The following is a 17788-nucleotide window of genomic DNA, read 5'->3' as shown; positions in this document are numbered from 1 at the left end:
GATCGAATGAAGGCAATCTTGTTTATTTTTTGTGGGATGAGTCGAAAGGTTGGTTTTTAGCTGCACTCAAGGTAGAAATAAAGTGGTCTTACTATTTATATTAGAATATTTATGACGGAGAATGCTAGGGATGTTGGGTTTTATGAGCGAATCAATTTCGACTAAGCAGTTGTTTGCGCAATGGGTGACACGGGAGAATTTTCGGCCTTACGGTCAAGTTATCTTTGCGGCTGTTGATGGCAAGTCTTTCGATTCTGAGGATGCTCAGTTAAATTTGCAAAATGGTGTTCCTAGATTTTACATTATGCGGCTCCTGAAGGAAGGTCGCAAGTTTGGCAAAATTACGCGGCACGTTCAATGTACTCAGTGTTTGGGTTCTTTGGAGGGGAAGGATTGGTTGATGGCGGTTGCGCCTCCTGGGGTTAGCGATAAACCGAGTTTGGATGATGTTGTTGCTTTTCGGATTCCGGGCAATTGTTTTATTAAGTTAGATGTGGGGACTTGGCACGCTGGGCCCTATTTTGATGCGGATTTTGTTGATTTTTACAATCTGGAATTGAGCGATACTAATGTGGTTGACCATTTTAGCTTTGATTTTGTGAAAAATCACAATCTGGAGTTTGAGATTGTCTGATTTTGGCGATTTGTAGTTCGCTTTCTTTTTGGTGATTATTGTTATAGGTTGGTTTTTTGAGTAAGATTTTTTGACCGCAGAGGGCGCAGAGGACGCAGAGGAGGAGAAGGAGGGGGTTCGCAAGTGATTGGGGAATTCTTTTGGTCTCACTAGACTGAGTAGCAACTAGGAAGGATCGCGTTTACAAGTGTTAAATTTAGGTGCAATTTTCATGTCTGAGCAAAAGTATAGCATTGTTCTGCGCCAATGTCGTTTGTTAGGTGCGGAGGACGATCGCCCAACGGTTGATATTGCTATTGAGGATGACCGAATAGTCGCTGTTTCGCCTCGGATATCAGAATTTGGCGAACGCGAAATCGACATTCAAGGCAATTTAGTTAGTCCTCCTTTTGTGGAGTCGCACATTCATCTCGATTCGGCTTTGACTGCGGGGGAACCGCGATGGAATAAAAGCGGCACTTTGTTCGAGGGAATTCAAATCTGGGGGGAACGAAAGCTAAGTTTAACTCTGGATGATGTCAAAAAACGGGCTGTTGAAACTTTAAGGCTGCAAGCGTCTCAAGGGATTTTGTTTGTCAGGAGTCACGCTGATGTTAGCGAACCGACGCTGACTGCTTTGCAAGGACTTTTGGAAGTTCGCGAACAAGTCAAAGATTGGATGACTCTGCAAGTTGTGGCTTTTCCCCAAGACGGGATTTACGAAAGTCCAGAAAATGACAAACTTTTAGAGAAATCTCTGGATATGGGTGCGGATGCTGTGGGCGGGATTCCGCATTATGAGTTGACGCGGGAAGATGGGGTGAAGTCGGTTGAACGAATTTTTGAACTTGCTGAAAAATACAATAGATTAATAGATGTTCACTGCGATGAAATCGATGATGAACAGTCGAGATTTTTGGAGGTGGTAGCGGCTTGTGCGATTAGAAGCGGGGCTGGTTCGCGGGTGACGGCTAGCCACACGACGGCTTTCGGTTCTTATAACAATGCTTATGCTTTTAAGCTGATGGGAAGTTTGGCAAAATCGGGAATTAATTTCATCGCTAATCCTTTAATTAATATCACTCTGCAAGGCCGCGCTGATACTTATCCCAAACGCCGTGGGGTGACGCGGGTTAAGGAGTTGTGGCAGCAGGGATTGAATGTGAGTTTGGGCCACGACTCCGTGCAAGATCCTTGGTATAGTTTAGGTACGGGAAATATGTTGGATGTGGCTCATATGGCGGTTCATGTTTGTCAGATGACGGGAATGGCTGAGATTGCAGCTTGTTTTAATATGCTGACTGTCAACGGTGCTAAAACTCTCTATCTGGGAGATGATAATTATGGGATTGAGGCGGGGAAACCTGCAAATTTGATTGTGTTGGATGCTGAGGATTGTTATGATGCAATTAGGAGGCGCGCGGCAGTTCGGTATGTGATTTCGCGCGGTAAGTTGCTGGCGAAAACTGAACCTGCTAAAGTGAGTTTTTATGGTATTTGACAAACAATATTTGAAGCTGTTAAATTGTGAATCAAGGTGCTATTCCCGATGAGATTCCGAGAAATTTGCAGGAGCAACTTCTGTTGCAAGATGCTAAAGCTAGCGTCGGCAAGCGAATTCAAGGCAGTGCAGATAAGCCGTTAGGAGATGCTCCCAGATTGGTTGCTAATTACGGGGGCAAAGTCGGTGATTGGGTTAAAATGGTTAGTGCCCAAACCGCAGTAATTGAGGGAGCAGTTGTTGAAGTACATTGGTTCAGAAATAACGAGACTGCCCAAACTGTTGAGTTCAAATTCAAACGTACATATCCTAAAGTTGCACTAAAAAATCTGTAGTTATAAAAAACATGAAAATTCGCTGTATTGCCAATACAGGCAATGCTCTCCCTGAAAGTTACCTCAAGCCTGAGTTCTATTTTACGAAAGAAGTGGAATTTCCCCTAACGCTTGGCAAGGAATATGTGGTCTACGCTCTTTACCAATCGCAGGGTAATGTTTGGTACTATATCTGTGACGATAACTACACCTATTATCCCATGCAGAATCCTGCACCGCTGTTTGAGGTGGTTGATAGTAGAGTTTCTAAGTATTGGCGGTTTGAACTAGCACCGAATGGGCGGTTAGAAATGGCTTTTGAGCAGTGGTTTACTGACCCTTATTTTTATGATAAGCTAACTGACCAGGAAGAGGCGGAGGTTGAGATTTTTGAGAAGGTTAAGGAATTAATGGATGCTGAGGATTTTACTTTGCCTCCGCTGGATGTTGCCGTTGAAAAGTTGCGGGAAACTGTCAGTGTTTGAGTTGGGAACAAGCATCGAACCGGGCTGAATTTATGAAATATACTAATTAATCTGGCCTAAAAAATGTCAAAATAGTTGTATTCGTAGAGTGGGCATTGCCCACCGGAACATTTGTAACTCATGCTTTTACACCCCTGATATTTAACGGTACACGACCGCATCAAATTTTATGAATGATAAATTTAAACCACTAGACCGCGATGATGATGTTTTGTTGTTCGATAACAATAATACATTTACAGTAGCGAAACTTAAGAATTTAGTGAGTCAAGAATTTAAAGAAAGGTTTTTAACAAGCTATCACAGCCAACCAATGTATCGCGGTGGTTCTACGGAACGTGTGGATATCAAATCAGATTTAAGCACGATTTCGTTAGATTCAAAAGGTTTTCTGTGCAGTGAAATTCAATGGAAATGTAGAAACTCAGTAAATTGTAAACTTCTAAAAGTGGGTTCTGGAGGATGGCAGGAAGGGAAATTGAGAGTGCAGGCAAGAGTCGTAAATTCATATTACGAAAATAATGATTATAAAAAGTATAAGGAAGCTATTATTGATATATGTATAGAGTTCAGTCCCGCTCGACCAAGTGAACCTATATCGCCTCTAGATGATATCAGGCAATCCGAGGAATACAAAAAACTGAGCAATAATAACTGACTGCCCGATCGCGATTACGATACAATAATCATCGCACTTATATCTGAAGCTTAGATTTTTAACCGCAGATGGGGGCGGATGTACGCGGATGTACGCGGATGTTTTTTTTGGAGGGACTTATGGTAAATGTAGAAGAATATGTCGATCGCACTGCTGAACTGATAAACTTACCGTTGGAGCCGGAATATCGGCCGGGTGTTGTGGTAAACTTTGAGAGGATAGCTGCGATCGCCCGACTCGTTACTGAGTTTCCTTTACCCCCAGAAGTAGAAGTCGCGCCGGTCTTTGAACCTTAGTTTTTTAACCGCAGATGAGGGCAGATGAACGCGGATGAACGCAGATGTTTTTTGGAGAGGGCTGATGCGGTTGCTACGGCAGCGGCTGTTAAATCGGGTAAGGTTACGGCTACACTGGCGGTAAGTGCTGCTTTGGAACGGATTGCTGTTAAGGATAAAGCTTTTAATTGTTTTACTGCTATCACTTCATCAAGCGCACTCGCAGCAGCCGAAAATATAGATAGTTCGATCGCACGCAACCAAAACCCAGGCCCTTTAGCAGGCGTTCCTTTCGCTGTTAAAAATCTGTTCGATGTCGCCGGAATTACTACTCTAGCTGGGTCAAAAATTAACGCTGGCAATCCTCCGGCTACCCAGGACGCGGCGGTGGTCGCCCGACTCAAACAAGCTGGGGCTGTGCTCGTGGGTACGCTCAACATGGATGAGTACGCCTACGGTTTTGTGACGGAAAACAGCCACTACGGCCCGACTCGCAATCCCCGCGATACTGCGCGCATCGCTGGCGGTTCCAGCGGCGGTTCCGCAGCAGCAGTCGCCGCCGGTTTTGTACCTGTCACTCTCGGTTCTGATACTAACGGTTCCATCCGCGTACCGGCTGCTTTGTGCGGTGTCTTTGGGTTTAAGCCTACTTACGGCCGTTTGTCCAGGGCTGGCGCTTATTTATTTTCGGGTAGTTTGGATTGTGTCGGGCCGTTTGGGCGATCGATCAGGGATATGGCGCTGCTGTACGATGTCCTGCAAGGTCCTGATTCTCGCGACCCAGTTTGCACTCAACGCCCGCCTGAACTTTGTTCGCCGCAGTTAAATCAAGGCATCGAAGGATTGCGAATTGCTGTTGCTGACGGGTATTTCGCCACTGGGGCCGAACCGGAAGCAATGGATGCTGTAGAAATAGTTGCTAAGGCCTTGACAAATGTCTTGGATTGTGGTAATCAAACAACAAACCCCCCAAAAATAGGGGGGCTTGCAACTGTAACCATACCGGAATCCGATCGCGCCCGGGCTGCGGCATTTATCATTACCGCTTGCGAGGGGGGAAACTTGCATTTGGACAATTTGCGATCGCGCCCTCAAGACTTCGATCCTGCCACGCGCGATCGCTTTTTAGCGGGAACCCTGATCCCTGCGACTTGGTACTTGCAAGCGCAGAGATTCAGACAGTGGTACCGCGATCGAATTCGCGAAATATTCCAACACACAGACATTATCCTCGCACCCGCAACCCCGATTGCTGCCCCTGAAATTGGCGTCGAGAAAATGGTAATAGCCGGACAAGAAATCTTAGTGCGTCCCAATCTGGGACTTTTCACCCAACCCCTATCATTTATTGGCTTGCCCGTTCTTTGCGTGCCCGTACAGCGGCCCGGCGCTTTGCCCTTGGGGGTACAAATTATTGGTGCTCCCTACAGCGAAGCGGTGATTCTCCGAGTCGCTGCGGTACTTGAATCGCAAGGCCTTGTATCTGCCGAATCAATTGACCCCTAATTCTAGGGTTTGTTGTTGCGGTGAAAGCGTCTCTTAGTCCTTCTGGCAATAGCTTTGCGCTTCTGCTTTTCCAAGGGGGTTTCAAAGTGGCGGTGCTTTCTCATGTCGGGGAAAATACCCGCTTTGGAAACTTGCCGCTTAAACCGTCGTAGGGCTGACTCAATCCCTTCATTTTCGCCTATTACAACTTGGGTCATTCTTTCTCCTTAGTGTTTGTTAGATCAAGTTTTATCATATCAAGCTTTTTGACGGCGCGACCTGTTGAAGGTCTGGCGATCGCCCAAAACCTCAAAATTATACCATAAAATTGGTTTGTAGTGAGGACTTGATATCATTTCCGGTTACACCGTCCGTGATGTTGACTGTTGACTGTTGACTGTTGACTGTGAACAGTTAACAGTCAACAGTCAACAGTGAACTCGAATTTACTATTCCGATGCTAACGGATTTGATATGATTCCTCAAATTTTGACGATCGCTAAAATCCTCACTACGAACCCCTTTGATTGCCGGTACTGGTTTAAGAGGGTTGGGCTATCAACTGATTTTCCTGCCGCAGGTAAGCTTGAATAAACTGGTCTAATTCGCCGTTCATCACATCTTCGATGGCGGTTGTTTCCACCCCAGTACGCAAATCCTTGACCATTTGGTATGGGTGAAAAACATAATTGCGAATTTGGTTGCCCCAAGCCGCCTCCACCATGTCGCCGCGAATCTCGGCAATTTCCGAAGCCCGCTGTTCCTTAGCAACCACCAACAGCCTAGCCTTGAGTAATGCCAAAGCTTTTTCCTTATTTTGCAACTGACTGCGTTCTTCTGTGCAGCGGACGGCCAAGCCAGTAGGAAGGTGAACGATGCGGACTGCGGTTTCTACCTTGTTAACGTTTTGCCCGCCTTTGCCGCCCGCGCGGGAAGTCGTGATTTCCAAATCTTTTTCGGGAATGTCCAACTTGACGGACCGATCGAGAATTGGCATCACTTCGACGCCAGCAAAACTGGTTTGACGCTTGTCGTTAGCATTAAAAGGCGAAATTCTCACCAAACGGTGAGTGCCTTTTTCCGATCGCATATAACCGTAAGCGTAGCGGCCGACAATTTCCAAAGAAGCCGATTTAACACCTGCTTCCTCTCCCTCGGAAATTTCCATTAAATGTACTTTGTAACCTCGACTTTCCCCCCAGCGGGTGTACATCCGCAGCAGCATTTCGGCCCAATCTTGAGCATCTGTGCCGCCGGCCCCGGCGTTAATCGTCAAAACGGCGCCGCCTTCATCGTAGGGTCCAGATAGTAATTGTTGCAGTTCCCACTGGTCGAGTTCGCGGGTTAACTGAGAAAGACTCGATGAGGCTTCTTGGAACAGGGACTCGTCGGCTTCTAACTCCAGCAGTTCTAAAATAGCTTTAGCATCTTCCAAGCTAGTTTGCCAGCCGCGATATTGGTCTAAATGAGATTTTAAGTCATTAAGCTCTTGGAGGGTTTCTTGAGCTCGATCTTGGTCGTCCCAAAATGCTGGTTGGGCGCAGATTTGCTCTAAGTCTTGAATTTTGGCTGTGAGTGCGGGGATGTCAAAGATAGTCCTGGGTTGCACCCAGTCGATCGGACAAAGTTTCGATATTGTGTTTGATGTCTAGAACTTCCACTGTGAGTTCTCCGGCGTTGTGGGCTGTATTTTTGAGTTTAGCTGAAATTTTGCTCTAAATGTGCAAATCAATTTTTCAGCAGCACACCAGCTTTGATAAATGAGTCAATTTTGCCCTCGAGCACCTCGGCGACGGCTGTTTTTTGGATTCCTGTACGGAGATCCAAAACTTTGCCCTGGTTCGCGCTGTCGCTGGCCAATTGATATTCCCGAATTGGTTGGTTGAGGACTGTTTTTAGGATCTCGCCCTGAATGTCTGCAAGCTCTTGAACTCCTTGCCTTTGCATAATAGCAAACAGTTTGCTGGTGAGAACCGCCAAAGCCCTTTCTCTATTTTGCAATCGACTCCGCTCCTCCCCAGATATTGCAGAAATACCAGTAGGAACATGAACAATCTTCACCCAATCTGAAACTTTCACAGAAATCCGGTAGGGAGAAGGCAAGATTATTAATTCTAAATCCTGCTGTGGAATCTCCAGTTCCACATACGGCACAACTTCCACCGTCGCTGAACTCGCCTGCTTTCTGGTAATATTAAAAGGCGATGTACGTTTCAGTAGATGCACTCCGGTTTCTGACTTTAGATAGCCGTAAGCGTAACGTCCGTCTATTGCCAAAGTTGCAGAATTAATTCCTCTATCTGTCGATCGCGACTCTTCAACTAACCTAACTCTATAGCCTCGGTTCCGTACCCAGCCCAGATACATTCTCAGCAACATTTCTGCCCAGTCTTGAGCATCTAAGTCATCTATTGCTGCATTAATTATCAGGTAGGCTCCATTTTTGTCGCAAGGCCCGCTCAACAATTGCTCTAATTCACACTCTTCGAGAGAGCAGTTGAGTTGAGCTAAATTAGTTTGAAGTTGTTGCTCTAATTCCTCGTCTGCTTGAAATTCGAGTAACTCCAGTGCTGATGTAGCATCTGCCAAAATTGTTTGGCACTGGTTGAGTTTTGGCTGGTAGGATTGGAGTGCGTCTAGTTCTTGGAGTAGCCGTTCGCCTGTATTGATTCTGTTGCCCGATTTCGGCTGTGCTGCTAGCTGTTGTAACTTTTGGCTCTCGGCGGTTAATGCTGAGCTAAAGATAGTCTTGTAGACTGGTTAGGCGATCGGACAAAGTTTCGATATGGTGTTTGAGGTCTAGAACTTCCACTGTGAGTTCTCCGGCGTTGTGGGTGGTAATATTGATTTTAGCTGTCGGCAGGCTGCTTGTTGCAAAAATATTCGGAAAGATTTTTTGACCGCAGATGTAGGCAGATTTACGCGGATGAACGCGGATGAATCTGGTATCGTAGGGTGCGTTAGGAAGTCAAAACCCGTAATAGCGAGTAATGCTTCGCCCGCTACGCACCCTACCAGCTTAATTTCTTGCCCCGGGCTTAGCCGAAAATGTAGGCTGTTCGTCAATAAACCGGGTTTCTGAGGTTTTTTCCGGTTGCAGAGGTGACTAAATGTACTGCGAACCTGTTGAATTGAAAGTTTTACCGCATTCGTGAGCGCAGACGTCCAACCTTTTAGAACAGGAAAAACTTTTTGTGAGGTCTTCGCGAAACCAATCACTTTCCAGGGCATCTTTCACAGATTGAGTTCTGAGAGAATTAAACCCCTTGCCGTACTTTTCAAGTAAAGCCAGCATTTGCGGTCTGTAAGTGTGGTTATAAACAGCGTATTTAGTATGGCTTACCCAACAGCAAGGCCAGAGTTCGGCTTCAAAACTGATGAAAATCTCTTTGCTGGCTTGAGTTTGGCAGCTAATTTCTACATTTCGGTAGTAATTGTTTAGGCTACCAAATTTTTCTACAGCTTGAATAAATTGGTCTCCCTGCGGATTTTTATATTGTTCCAAGGATGGGGGTTGGAGTTCTTCGCTGGCTGGCTTTGATGGGACAGAAGGAGTTGGTTCTGGTGCTTGAGAGGTTTCGATAGCTATAGCTTGATACCAAGCATAATTTGCTTTTTCTGGTTGCCCCAGCTGCGTCAACACTTTAGCTAAATTGCGATAAGCTCCGGCAAAATCTGGTTTAAGTTCGATCGCCTTTTGGTAATAAGCACTAGCTGGCTGCCACTGTTGCTGTTGAGCATAAAGACTGCCGACATTAGCATAAACTTCGGGAAAATTAGGCTGAATTTGGAGTGCCTTGGCGTAACAATCTGCTGCTGCTTGCATCTTCCCCAAACCTTGAAAAGCGTTGCCTAAAGTTTTGCAGGCTGCTGCCAAATTAGGCTGAATTTTTAGGGCTTGTTGGCTGGCTGCGATCGCCTCTGATAGCTTTCCTTGTTTCAAACATTCCTCAGCTTGTTGGTGGAACTCAAGCGCGGCCTGTTCTTGATGCTGAGGGGCTGATACATTCGCTGTTGCTGGTGGGTTTGGGCGATCGCTCTCAGCCTCTACCTGAGAATTTTCTGGCTTCTGAGGCTGTTGATTTGCGGACTCTTTGTCATAAATCTCTTTCGCCACAAAACGAGAGGTAGCTTTCGGTACAAACTCGACAAATCCTAGTTGTTGGGCTAAATCCCGCGCTGCTTCTACTTGGTGCTGGTTGTGTTCAAAAATCAAGTAGTGCCATACAGCTTTTCCGCCTGCTTGGATGAAGGAATTAACAGACTGCATTATCCTGTCCCAGTTGGTATTTTGGCGGTAGATGCTGTTAGTATCTGCCAACCCGTCGATACTAAAAATTACGCGGTCGCATTCTCCTGTCATCGCCTTTGCCAGCTTGTGCCACCAGTCGGGATTGCGTCCGCTACCGTTGGTGTACAGGCAGATATGAGGAACTCCCATGCGGTGCAAATACTCGATCGCGGGAATTGTCGTATTGCTAGTCATAGCATCGCCGTAGTTGCCGCACATATAAACCAAATCCAACTGAGAGCAAAACTCTTTGGGAAAAATTCTCTCAATATCCTGCATCTTTAATTCCGCCCCCGGCAAAATCGGGTTGTCGGTGCGGGGACACTGCGGGCAAGCTGCATTGCACCGGGAGGTAATTTCTACGCTGACTCTTCTGATATCTTCATATTTTAAGTACATGAGTTTTATCCTATGGATTTTTTATGAATGTTGAAATCGCGATCGACAGAATTAGATAACAAGACTTTTGATTAAGTCATTAAAAAGTAAAATTATACCTCATGCCTTCAGCCGGAGGACATGATACAGCGTATTCCTGGTTGAGCGAGGAGATCACATAGGGCTCTATCCCCGCCGTAGGGACACCGGACCCGGTTCCGTGTCCCTACTTCATAAACCTGGAATACGCTGTATAAGTTTTGTTGGCGATCGCGCTTGAGGCGATGACGACTATCTAGATTCCCAATCTTAATCAAAAACCGCGGCAGGATGTCGATCGAGCCGCGGTTTTTTTTAAGCTAAATTTTCAATTAATCCCGGCCGTTGAGAGCAATCAGCAGGCGCAGAATGAAAATGAACAAGTTGATGTAGGTCAAGTACATCGACAGAGCAGCGGGCAAATACTGATCGTCGCGGTAGCTGCGGGGTAATATGTAAAAATCGACGATCGCAGCGCCTGCAAATATAAACACGCCGACGCCAGAAATGCCAATTTCCAACCAGGTTGGGGTGTAGACGCCAAATAGAGAGAGCAGAAACTGACCGCCAACGACGACTAACAAAGCTATGACACCTAAACTGATAGTTTTGGTGAGGGCCATGCCGTCTTCTTCAGAAAGGTTGGACCCAATTTGGCGGGCGGCGATGAAGGTAAGGCCACAGCCGAGAGCAGCAAAACCGATGCCGGAGATGCCGACGCCTTGGGTGCTGAGGGCTAGAGACACCAATCCGCTGAGGGTGTAGCCGGAAAGCAAGCTGTAGGTTGCCAGCAGGGGCAAAGCGGTATTTTTGTTGCCTTGTTCGGCGGCGGCGCGAGCGACAAAGAACAGAATTAATTCTAGGACGATCGCGGCGATGAATGTGGGAAAGAAGATCCCGGGATAGTTGCGGATCACTCCCAGGCCGCCGTAGGTGCCGACAGCAGTTAAGACAAGTCCGCCGCCCACGAAGGGGAGAGCGTTGGAGATGACGTTGGGGCCTACCAGCGCGTGGTTTTTGGCCTCGCGCACGGCTTCGCGAAAATTGCTAGTGTTACTCACGAGGATTTACCTAATTTTGGCTGAGAATTGCTATCTCTATTTTGACAGCTTTACAGTTTGTTTGCAAAACCTCAAACAGTTTAAAGATTTGATAAAGAAAGGGGGTGACATCACTCTAAAGCACGGATCGATTGTTTATAATCGAGTCTGATCAAGTCTGTGGGGTGTCGCCCTCTGGCACTGTTGCCCGTCGCGGCCGAGCTATAACTGAGGTTAAAGATCGGGCTCTATCTGCGGCGATGGGCAAGCTTAAAGTCGATCGACTCGCAGATAGTTGAGATCAATCAATTTTGGATGGGGGTTTTACGATTTGGGATTGAGGAGTCTATTATAGAGGCAGGGGCAGCAGTTGATTTGAGATTTTTAATTTGTGGCCTAGTGGAAACTAGGGCTCAGAAACTCCAATAATCTAAAATCTAAAATCTAAAATCTAAAATCTAAAATCGGTTCGGTTAATTGCTAAGGTAGCTCAGACAGAGAATGCCCAGGAAATTAATAAATAGATCGAGTTTGAGCGACAAAATGCTAAATAGGTAATCTCCCATGCACACCTTTTTTGAGCGCAAATTATTGCCACATGCAACCGGAATTTTACTGGCTGCCGCCGTTATGTCCGGCGGTCAAGCTGCCGTTGCAGCTAATGTCCCAGCCGTTTCTACCGCAGCTTCAGGGCAGGGTTTAGAAAATTTGCTGCTGACTAATATCGCTCAACTCCCCCAAGGTACAACTTCTCCAAGCCCGAGGCCCGGAAGGGTAACACGGGTGCTGCCGATGAGAATTCCTGAGTCTTCTACGGTGGTAGGGTTGGGTTTAGTGGCGGGTTCGCTGGCGGTGACTCGCCGGAGAGTGAGAATTAAAAATTAGACTTTTGGCAAAAAGTCTAATTTTGGGATTTTTAACCGCAGATAAACGCGGATAAACGCAGATAAATGCGGGTATCAGGATGTTAGCCGATCGCGTCGCGCAGAGCATTTTTAGTCATAGCTGCGATCGACTGTTCGGTAGCTTTCGGCAAGTGATAGTATTTCCCTCCAGAAGTCTTGGCCAATTCCTTCGCAAAGCCAGTCGAAATAAACTTGCTCTCGGTATCAATCACCAGCAACTGCATTCCCAACCCACGAATTTTGGCAGCAATTTCTAACAATTCCTTCTTAATATCAGGCTTTTCTCCATCTAAAATCGGTTCGCCCAAAGAACGAGCCAAAGGAATATTACCGCGTCCGTCGGTAATGGCGACAATCGCAACTTGACCGATATCTCCAGACTGCCGCGCGTTGACTCCCACGCGCACGGCTTGAGTCAAACCGTGGGCGAGGGGGGAACCGCCGCCGCAGGGCAACCGTTCCAAACGTTTGCGGGCCAACGCTATCGAGCGAGTCGGCGGTAGCAGCACTTCTGCTTGTTCTCCCCGAAAGGGAATGAGAGCAACTTGGTCGCGGCTTTGATAAGCTTCTGTGAGTAGCTGCATGACTGCACCTTTGGCCGACTGCATCCGGTTGAGGGCCATAGAACCGGAGGCATCGACGACAAAGACGACTAAAGCTCCAGCTTTTCTGGCCAAGCGCTTCGCCCGAATGTCTCCCTGTTCGACAAATACACGGCGCTCAACCCCCCCTTGTCCCCCCGAAGCAAGGGGGGGTTGGGGGGGGAGGGAATTCCTGTCGCGACGGGCTTTTTGGTAGGGTGCGGCGGCTCTGAGGGTGGCGTCAACGGCGATGCGGCGGACGGGGCCTTTGGGCAATACTGGCTTGACGTAACGGCCTCTATCTTCGGAGAAAATGGTGCTTCTGCTGCCCGATTTGCCTTGGCGGTTGGCGGCTTGGGCGAAGAAAAGCACGCTGGGGTCGAGAATTACGCCTTCGGGATCGAAGAGAAATTCTTCGGGAATGGTATCTTTTTCTGGTTCTTCTTGAGGTTCTGGGTTGTCTTCATCCTCTTGGTCTTCTTCGTCTTCTTGCTGGTTTTCTGGTTCGTCTTGTTCTTGTTCTGACTGCTTTTGGGGAGGCGGTGGGGGGGGAGGAGGAGGAGAGTTTTCGTCTGGGGGAGTTTGGATGATGGTGGCGCGGGGTACGATGACTAATTCTACGGCGCGGCGCAGGTCTTCGGCGTTAACTTCTGTGCGTCCCTCGATGGCGGCGGCGGCAATGGCTACGCGGACGGAGAATATTTCGGCGCGGTGTCCTTGAACGCCACCCCGGATGGCTTCTTCTACTAGGTAGGCAATTTGTTCCCGTTTAATGCTGACATCTTTGAGCCATTCTCTGGCTAGGATAATTTGGGTTTTGAGGTTGTCAGTGTCTTCGGCGTATTGATTGAGAAATTGTTGGGGTGAGCTGGAGTAGGATAAAGCTTGTTCTACTGCATAGACTCTTTCTTCTAGTTCGAGTGCTGCGTCGGCTGAAAGTACGATCGCGATGCGATCGAGCAAATGTTCTCTGAGCGGCCCTTCTTCGGGGTTGTAGGTGGCAATAAATAGAGGTTTGCAGGGGTGTTGGAAGCTAATGCCTTCGCGTTCTATTTGGTTGCGCCCTTCGGTTAATACTGTTAGCAATTGGTTGGAAATGTTGTCATCAAGGAGGTTAATTTCGTCTACATAAAGTACGCCTCGATTTGCTTGGGCTAAGAGTCCTGGTTGAAATACGGTTTGGCCGAATTTTACTGATTGTTCCACATCGACGGAACCTAAGAGTCGGTCTTCGGTTACACCCAAAGGAATTTGGATGAAGGGTGTGGGAATAATTTCGGTGGTGAGATTAGTATTTGTGGTGTGGGCATCTGGCTCGCTATTTTCGGCCTTCAAGCAAGATGCCTGTTCCACAATAAGTTCTTGAGGATCGGCGTTGCAAAAAGAGTCTTTGATAATTTCAATTGGCGGCAATAAGGAATGCAAGGCGCGGGCCATGACTGATTTGGCGGTGCCGCGGCGACCTGCGATCGCAACTCCTCCCAATCCGGGATCGACTGCTGCTAAAAGTAGGGCTAGTTTGATTGCTTCTTGTCCAACAACGGCTGTTAGGGGAAATGCTGTCACGGTAGGGGTTGCGTAGAGGGCGGACATCGAAATAATGTTCTGTTAAAGAGGCTTTGATATACTTATCATACTACCAGTAGGATGCGATCGCGTTTCTGACCAATACTTTTTTGTACAGTACGATACAGTACGATTTAGTATTATAAAGCTCTCCGGACTCAACAATGTTAAAAATTGTATATTATCCGGCTGGCATCTTGTCACAAAATCAAATTATCAAATAGAATCATAGGGTCCTTTAATAAATAATAAGCTGTGAAACCCATACTAACAATAAGTCTGTTAGTAGCAATTGCTATTATCGCTTTTTTTATATGGCGCGATTCCCAGGACACAGAAGGGATAGATAGAAACTTGTTGCAAGCTGTCAAAGGAAACAAAGCTTTAGCCAAACGACTGCTGAATCATGCTAGAGAAAGGTATCCCGGAAAGTCTGAGAGATGGTACGCAGAAAAGGTCATTTATGACTTAGAGCGCGACGGGGCAGGTAGAGGGGGACGGGGTTCGAGTTACAGGCTCGATCGAAGAGAACTTAGAGAGAACATTTTCCTGGCAAGTGCTTTTATCTGGTTAGTTAGTTCGATATCGTCTCTTGTAGATGGCTTGTTTAGAAGATAGCAGGCAGGTGTTTGCTCATACTTCAAAGTAGCTGCGGTGCAATAGCGACAGTATGATAACTGAAGCAATTGCGGAGTTATGGGTTAAGAGTTATGAGTTGTGAATTAAGAACTGGGATTTATAACTCACAATTCTTAACTTTTAAATTACTTCTTGCAAAATTTTAACTTCTACGGGCAGAATCACGGTAAAAGTTGAGCCGACTCCTATTTCTGATACTAGTTCGATTTTGCCTTGCAGCAGCGAGACGAGCCGCGATACTATTGCTAATCCCAGCCCGGTGCTTTCGGCGGGAAAGAGCTGTTTGCCGGCTTCTCCTGCTTGAAAGAAGGGGTCAAAGATGCGCTTTGTATCTTCGGGGGCGATGCCAATGCCAGTATCTGTAATTGCGATCGCCCAATTTGCTTCTCCATCACGGCGGCAACTTAATTCAATCCTACCAGATTCTGTATAGCGAATGGCATTGCTCAGCAGGTTGATCATAATTTGTTGCAGCCGCTGTCCGTCGGCGATTACTTGTGTTGGGGCGCAGTCGCTGGTAACAGCGAGCTTGAGTCCTTTAGCATCAGCAATTGGCTGCATCATTTCTACTACGGTGTTAATTACAGATTGTACATTAGTTCGCTGCAGGTTAAGTTTAATTTTTCCGGCATTAGCGCGAGAAAGTTCTAGTGTGTCATTAATCATGCGCAGCAACTGTCTGCCGTTACGCAATACTCGCTCGATGTGTTCGATGCCGGGGAGGGTATCTTTGACTTCAGATTGCCATTTTTCTTTTCGCAGAAATAGTTCGGAATAACCAATAATTGAGTTGAGAGGAGTTTTGAGTTCGTGAGCCAAATGGTAGACGTTTTCTTGATTGACGCTGACAAGGCGAGAGAGTTCTTGATTGGTGAGTTGTAACTGAGTTTGAATTTGTTGAAGTTCCTGCAGCCTCTGAGCGACGTAGCTGTTGAAACACTGGGCAATTGCTTCGTCTATTACGGCATCTATCAGCCGAAAAGCTCTGAATACGTCGGCGGTGGTTCCTGCTAGCAATTCAGCTTCTAATTGGGAGAATATTACTTGACGCAATAAGTGGTATTCCCGGGCTACTTCTGCTGCGTCGTAGCCTTGTTCCGCTCTGAGAAATCCGTGATCTAAACTGGCTTCAATTATTACTTTTATGTCGTTGCTTTGATATTGGGAAAGCACTGTGGTCATCGCCGCCAGCAAGTGAGGTATGTGATTTTCGATCGCTGATTGCGTTAAGGCGTCAGCCGTTTCAATTTTCCGATCCAAGCGTACTGCTTCAATCCAGTGTTTGACGATAGTATCGGTTTTTTCGGCGAGCACTTGGCTATAGTCCATGATTTCTGCGTGGGGGTTGAGTTTGGCAGATATTGCCCATGCTTCATTGTAGTTGAGCGATCGCCCGATCGCCATACCAAACTTCCGGCGATCGCGACCCTGCCAAAAGAAGTAGTTTTGAGGTGATTTTTTTTCCTGTGCTGGATCTGTGTCGAGCGCTCGCTCCCAGCTTGTTGCTGCCCAAACCAGCACTTAAACTTATTGACAAAAGAGCCATAAAGTAGTATAATTTTATGGCAATAAATATCTTAAATTTAAAATTTAAAATTTAAAATTTTTCAGGGGACTAAATGGAAAACGTGCAAGCTGCGATCGCTACGGCAACATTTATATGTGTAGTTTTCTTAATAATTACAGAATGGATACACCTTACAGTTGCGGCATTTCTGGGAGCGGTGATTCTGGTTTTTACCCACGTGATGACGTTAAACAATGCGATCGAATATATCGCTCGGAGTCACGCCACGCTGGGGTTATTCTTCGGAGTCATGGTAATGGTGAGAGCCTTTGAGCCTACCAAAGTATTCGACTATTTGGCAACTCAAATGGTGCTTTTGGCTAAAGGCAAAGGCAAAAATCTCTTGCTAGGTATAGTCGCCATTACTACGCCAATTTGTGCAGTTTTGCCCAATGCCACGACAGTCATGCTGCTAGCACCATTAATTCCGCCAATGGCAGAAGAAGTCGGTGTAGATTTTGTGCCGTTACTGATTTTAATGGTATTTGTAGCTAACAGTTCGGGACTGCTGACAATCGTGGGCGATCCAGCGACATTCATTGTCGGCGATGCTATTAACATGAGCTTTGCAGATTACCTGGTAAAGTTAAGTTTGGGCGGGGTAATTGCCGTAGCAGTTATATTAGTTATGTTGCCTTGGCTGTGGAGGGAAATTTGGCACAAAAACTTAGACGATTTGGAACATTTGCCGCACCCAAAAATCAATCACCCCCGAGTTTTAGCAGTAGGCGGCTTAATTATAGCTTTCGTGCTGACCTTTTTTGTCATAGGAGAGACTCTGCCCGTGCCTATTTCACCGGCAGCCGTTGCTTTGTTGGGGGCTGCTTTGGCAATGCTTTTAGCTCACCATTCCCAACTTGATTCTGTTAATAATATTTTGCGGGATTTAGATTGGAGCACCCTGCTATTTTTTATGTCTATCTTTGTGCTGATTGGCGGTTTGGAAAAGACCGGAGTAATCGGCAATATATCTGGAATATTAGCAGTTATTTTAGGTAAAAATATTTTTCTTGGTTCTTTAGTTTTGTTATTTTTTGTGGGTTTGATGTCGAGCGTGGTGCCAAATATTCCGCTGGTAGTGGCGATGGTGCCGCTGCTAAAACAGTATGTTGTCAATATCGGGATCGCACCGACAGAGGTGCTGGCTCCGGATTTTGCAGGGCAGTTTCCACCTGCTGTGCTGCCCCTGTTTTATGCGATGATGTACGGAGCAACTTTAGGTGGAAACGGCACTTTGGTAGGAGCTTCTTCCAATATAGTGGCGGCGGGAATTTCTGAACTGCACGGGCGCCGGATTTCTTTTAAAACTTTTCTGCGTTACGGGCTTCCTGTGATGGCGCTGCAATTAATAAGTGCGGCTGTTTATGTAACTATTCGGTTTCTGATTTGAAGAAGTCATCAGTCATCAGTCATTAGTCATTAGTCATTAGTCATTAGTCATTACTTTTGTT

General features: G+C 46.6%; 17 protein-coding genes. 10 read left to right on the top strand and 7 right to left on the bottom strand.

What is annotated here, in order from left to right; translation table 11 throughout:
• Positions 1-142: 142 nt before the first annotated feature.
• The 7 genes from QUB56_RS12235 to QUB56_RS12205 all read left to right on the top strand — a co-directional run bounded on the left by QUB56_RS12235 (position 143) and on the right by QUB56_RS12205 (position 5352).
• On the top strand, positions 143-634 hold the full coding sequence (locus tag QUB56_RS12235) for an ureidoglycolate lyase (protein WP_332955440.1): 492 nt from the start codon (positions 143-145) through the stop codon (positions 632-634).
• A 211-nt stretch (positions 635-845) separates the two neighbouring features.
• On the top strand, positions 846-2114 hold the full coding sequence (codA, locus tag QUB56_RS12230) for a cytosine deaminase (RefSeq protein WP_332955438.1): 1269 nt from the start codon (positions 846-848) through the stop codon (positions 2112-2114).
• Between the two features lie 26 nt (positions 2115-2140).
• A complete protein-coding gene (locus QUB56_RS12225; protein WP_332955436.1) occupies positions 2141-2449 on the top strand; it encodes a hypothetical protein in 309 nt (102 codons plus the stop codon).
• Between the two features lie 11 nt (positions 2450-2460).
• Positions 2461-2913, top strand: coding sequence for a hypothetical protein (locus QUB56_RS12220; RefSeq protein WP_332955435.1), 453 nt, complete (start codon positions 2461-2463; stop codon positions 2911-2913).
• A gap of 169 nt (positions 2914-3082) precedes the next feature.
• Positions 3083-3571: a KGK domain-containing protein gene (locus QUB56_RS12215; protein ID WP_332955434.1), complete on the top strand. Its 489-nt coding sequence runs from the start codon at positions 3083-3085 to the stop codon at positions 3569-3571.
• 119 nt (positions 3572-3690) lie between these two features.
• The gene (locus QUB56_RS12210; RefSeq protein ID WP_332955432.1) at positions 3691-3867 is read left to right on the top strand and encodes a DUF4089 domain-containing protein; all 177 of its coding nucleotides are present in this window, start codon (positions 3691-3693) and stop codon (positions 3865-3867) included.
• A gap of 24 nt (positions 3868-3891) precedes the next feature.
• On the top strand, positions 3892-5352 hold the full coding sequence (locus QUB56_RS12205; RefSeq protein ID WP_332955430.1) for an AtzE family amidohydrolase: 1461 nt from the start codon (positions 3892-3894) through the stop codon (positions 5350-5352).
• A gap of 2 nt (positions 5353-5354) precedes the next feature.
• Here the strand turns inward: QUB56_RS12205 and rpsU are convergent, their stop codons facing one another.
• The 5 genes from rpsU to QUB56_RS12180 form a co-directional block, all read right to left on the bottom strand.
• A complete protein-coding gene (rpsU, locus tag QUB56_RS12200; protein ID WP_006632476.1) occupies positions 5355-5549 on the bottom strand; it encodes a 30S ribosomal protein S21 in 195 nt (64 codons plus the stop codon).
• 323 nt (positions 5550-5872) lie between these two features.
• Positions 5873-6992, bottom strand: a protein-coding gene (gene prfB / locus QUB56_RS12195) for a peptide chain release factor 2 (RefSeq protein ID WP_332955429.1) whose coding sequence is annotated in 2 segments (ribosomal slippage) — positions 5873-6919 and positions 6921-6992 — 1119 coding nt in all. Because the reading frame shifts where the segments join, the coding sequence is not laid out codon by codon here.
• 67 nt (positions 6993-7059) lie between these two features.
• Positions 7060-8076 (bottom strand): PCRF domain-containing protein, encoded by a 1017-nt coding sequence (locus QUB56_RS12190; RefSeq protein WP_332955475.1) that lies wholly within the window; start codon positions 8074-8076, stop codon positions 7060-7062.
• Between the two features lie 361 nt (positions 8077-8437).
• Complete coding sequence (locus tag QUB56_RS12185) at positions 8438-10021, bottom strand: tetratricopeptide repeat protein (protein WP_332955428.1); 1584 nt, start codon at positions 10019-10021, stop codon at positions 8438-8440.
• Positions 10022-10371: 350 nt separating this feature from the next.
• On the bottom strand, positions 10372-11100 hold the full coding sequence (locus QUB56_RS12180) for a Bax inhibitor-1 family protein (RefSeq protein WP_332955427.1): 729 nt from the start codon (positions 11098-11100) through the stop codon (positions 10372-10374).
• 543 nt (positions 11101-11643) lie between these two features.
• Between QUB56_RS12180 and QUB56_RS12175 the strand changes: the two genes are divergently transcribed.
• Positions 11644-11964 carry a PEP-CTERM sorting domain-containing protein gene (locus QUB56_RS12175; RefSeq protein ID WP_332955426.1) on the top strand — a complete coding sequence of 107 codons (321 nt, stop codon included), beginning with the start codon at positions 11644-11646 and terminating at the stop codon, positions 11962-11964.
• Positions 11965-12046: 82 nt separating this feature from the next.
• Here QUB56_RS12175 and bchD read toward each other — a convergent pair whose 3' ends face one another.
• Positions 12047-14158 (bottom strand): magnesium chelatase ATPase subunit D, encoded by a 2112-nt coding sequence (gene bchD, locus QUB56_RS12170; protein WP_332955425.1) that lies wholly within the window; start codon positions 14156-14158, stop codon positions 12047-12049.
• A 228-nt stretch (positions 14159-14386) separates the two neighbouring features.
• Between bchD and QUB56_RS12165 the strand changes: the two genes are divergently transcribed.
• A complete protein-coding gene (locus QUB56_RS12165; RefSeq protein ID WP_332955424.1) occupies positions 14387-14749 on the top strand; it encodes a hypothetical protein in 363 nt (120 codons plus the stop codon).
• A 141-nt stretch (positions 14750-14890) separates the two neighbouring features.
• On the opposite strand, the gene QUB56_RS12160 is transcribed toward QUB56_RS12165, so the two are convergent.
• On the bottom strand, positions 14891-16291 hold the full coding sequence (locus tag QUB56_RS12160) for a HAMP domain-containing sensor histidine kinase (protein WP_332955423.1): 1401 nt from the start codon (positions 16289-16291) through the stop codon (positions 14891-14893).
• A gap of 98 nt (positions 16292-16389) precedes the next feature.
• Between QUB56_RS12160 and QUB56_RS12155 the strand changes: the two genes are divergently transcribed.
• Positions 16390-17727, top strand: a complete 1338-nt coding sequence (locus tag QUB56_RS12155) for an ArsB/NhaD family transporter (RefSeq protein WP_332955422.1) — start codon at positions 16390-16392, stop codon at positions 17725-17727.
• Positions 17728-17788 lie beyond the last annotated feature (61 nt).

It is taken from the genome of Microcoleus sp. AR_TQ3_B6 (assembly GCF_036702785.1).
Taxonomy (GTDB): domain Bacteria; phylum Cyanobacteriota; class Cyanobacteriia; order Cyanobacteriales; family Microcoleaceae; genus Microcoleus.
Note: the sequence above shows the minus strand (reverse complement) of the source record. Positions and strands in the feature narration are given on the sequence as shown.

Excerpts from the sequence above, each read along its gene's own strand:
- QUB56_RS12235 (WP_332955440.1), top strand. The coding sequence starts at position 143 with ATGAGCGAATCAATTTCGACTAAGCAGTTGTTTGCGCAATGGGTGACA.
- QUB56_RS12155 (WP_332955422.1), top strand. The coding sequence starts at position 16,390 with ATGGAAAACGTGCAAGCTGCGATCGCTACGGCAACATTTATATGTGTA.
- QUB56_RS12215 (WP_332955434.1), top strand. The coding sequence starts at position 3,083 with ATGAATGATAAATTTAAACCACTAGACCGCGATGATGATGTTTTGTTG.
- QUB56_RS12205 (WP_332955430.1), top strand. The coding sequence starts at position 3,892 with ATGAACGCGGATGAACGCAGATGTTTTTTGGAGAGGGCTGATGCGGTT.
- QUB56_RS12210 (WP_332955432.1), top strand. The coding sequence starts at position 3,691 with ATGGTAAATGTAGAAGAATATGTCGATCGCACTGCTGAACTGATAAAC.
- bchD (WP_332955425.1), bottom strand. The coding sequence starts at position 14,158 with ATGTCCGCCCTCTACGCAACCCCTACCGTGACAGCATTTCCCCTAACA.
- rpsU (WP_006632476.1), bottom strand. The coding sequence starts at position 5,549 with ATGACCCAAGTTGTAATAGGCGAAAATGAAGGGATTGAGTCAGCCCTA.
- QUB56_RS12185 (WP_332955428.1), bottom strand. The coding sequence starts at position 10,021 with ATGTACTTAAAATATGAAGATATCAGAAGAGTCAGCGTAGAAATTACC.
- codA (WP_332955438.1), top strand. The coding sequence starts at position 846 with ATGTCTGAGCAAAAGTATAGCATTGTTCTGCGCCAATGTCGTTTGTTA.
- QUB56_RS12175 (WP_332955426.1), top strand. The coding sequence starts at position 11,644 with ATGCACACCTTTTTTGAGCGCAAATTATTGCCACATGCAACCGGAATT.
- QUB56_RS12220 (WP_332955435.1), top strand. The coding sequence starts at position 2,461 with ATGAAAATTCGCTGTATTGCCAATACAGGCAATGCTCTCCCTGAAAGT.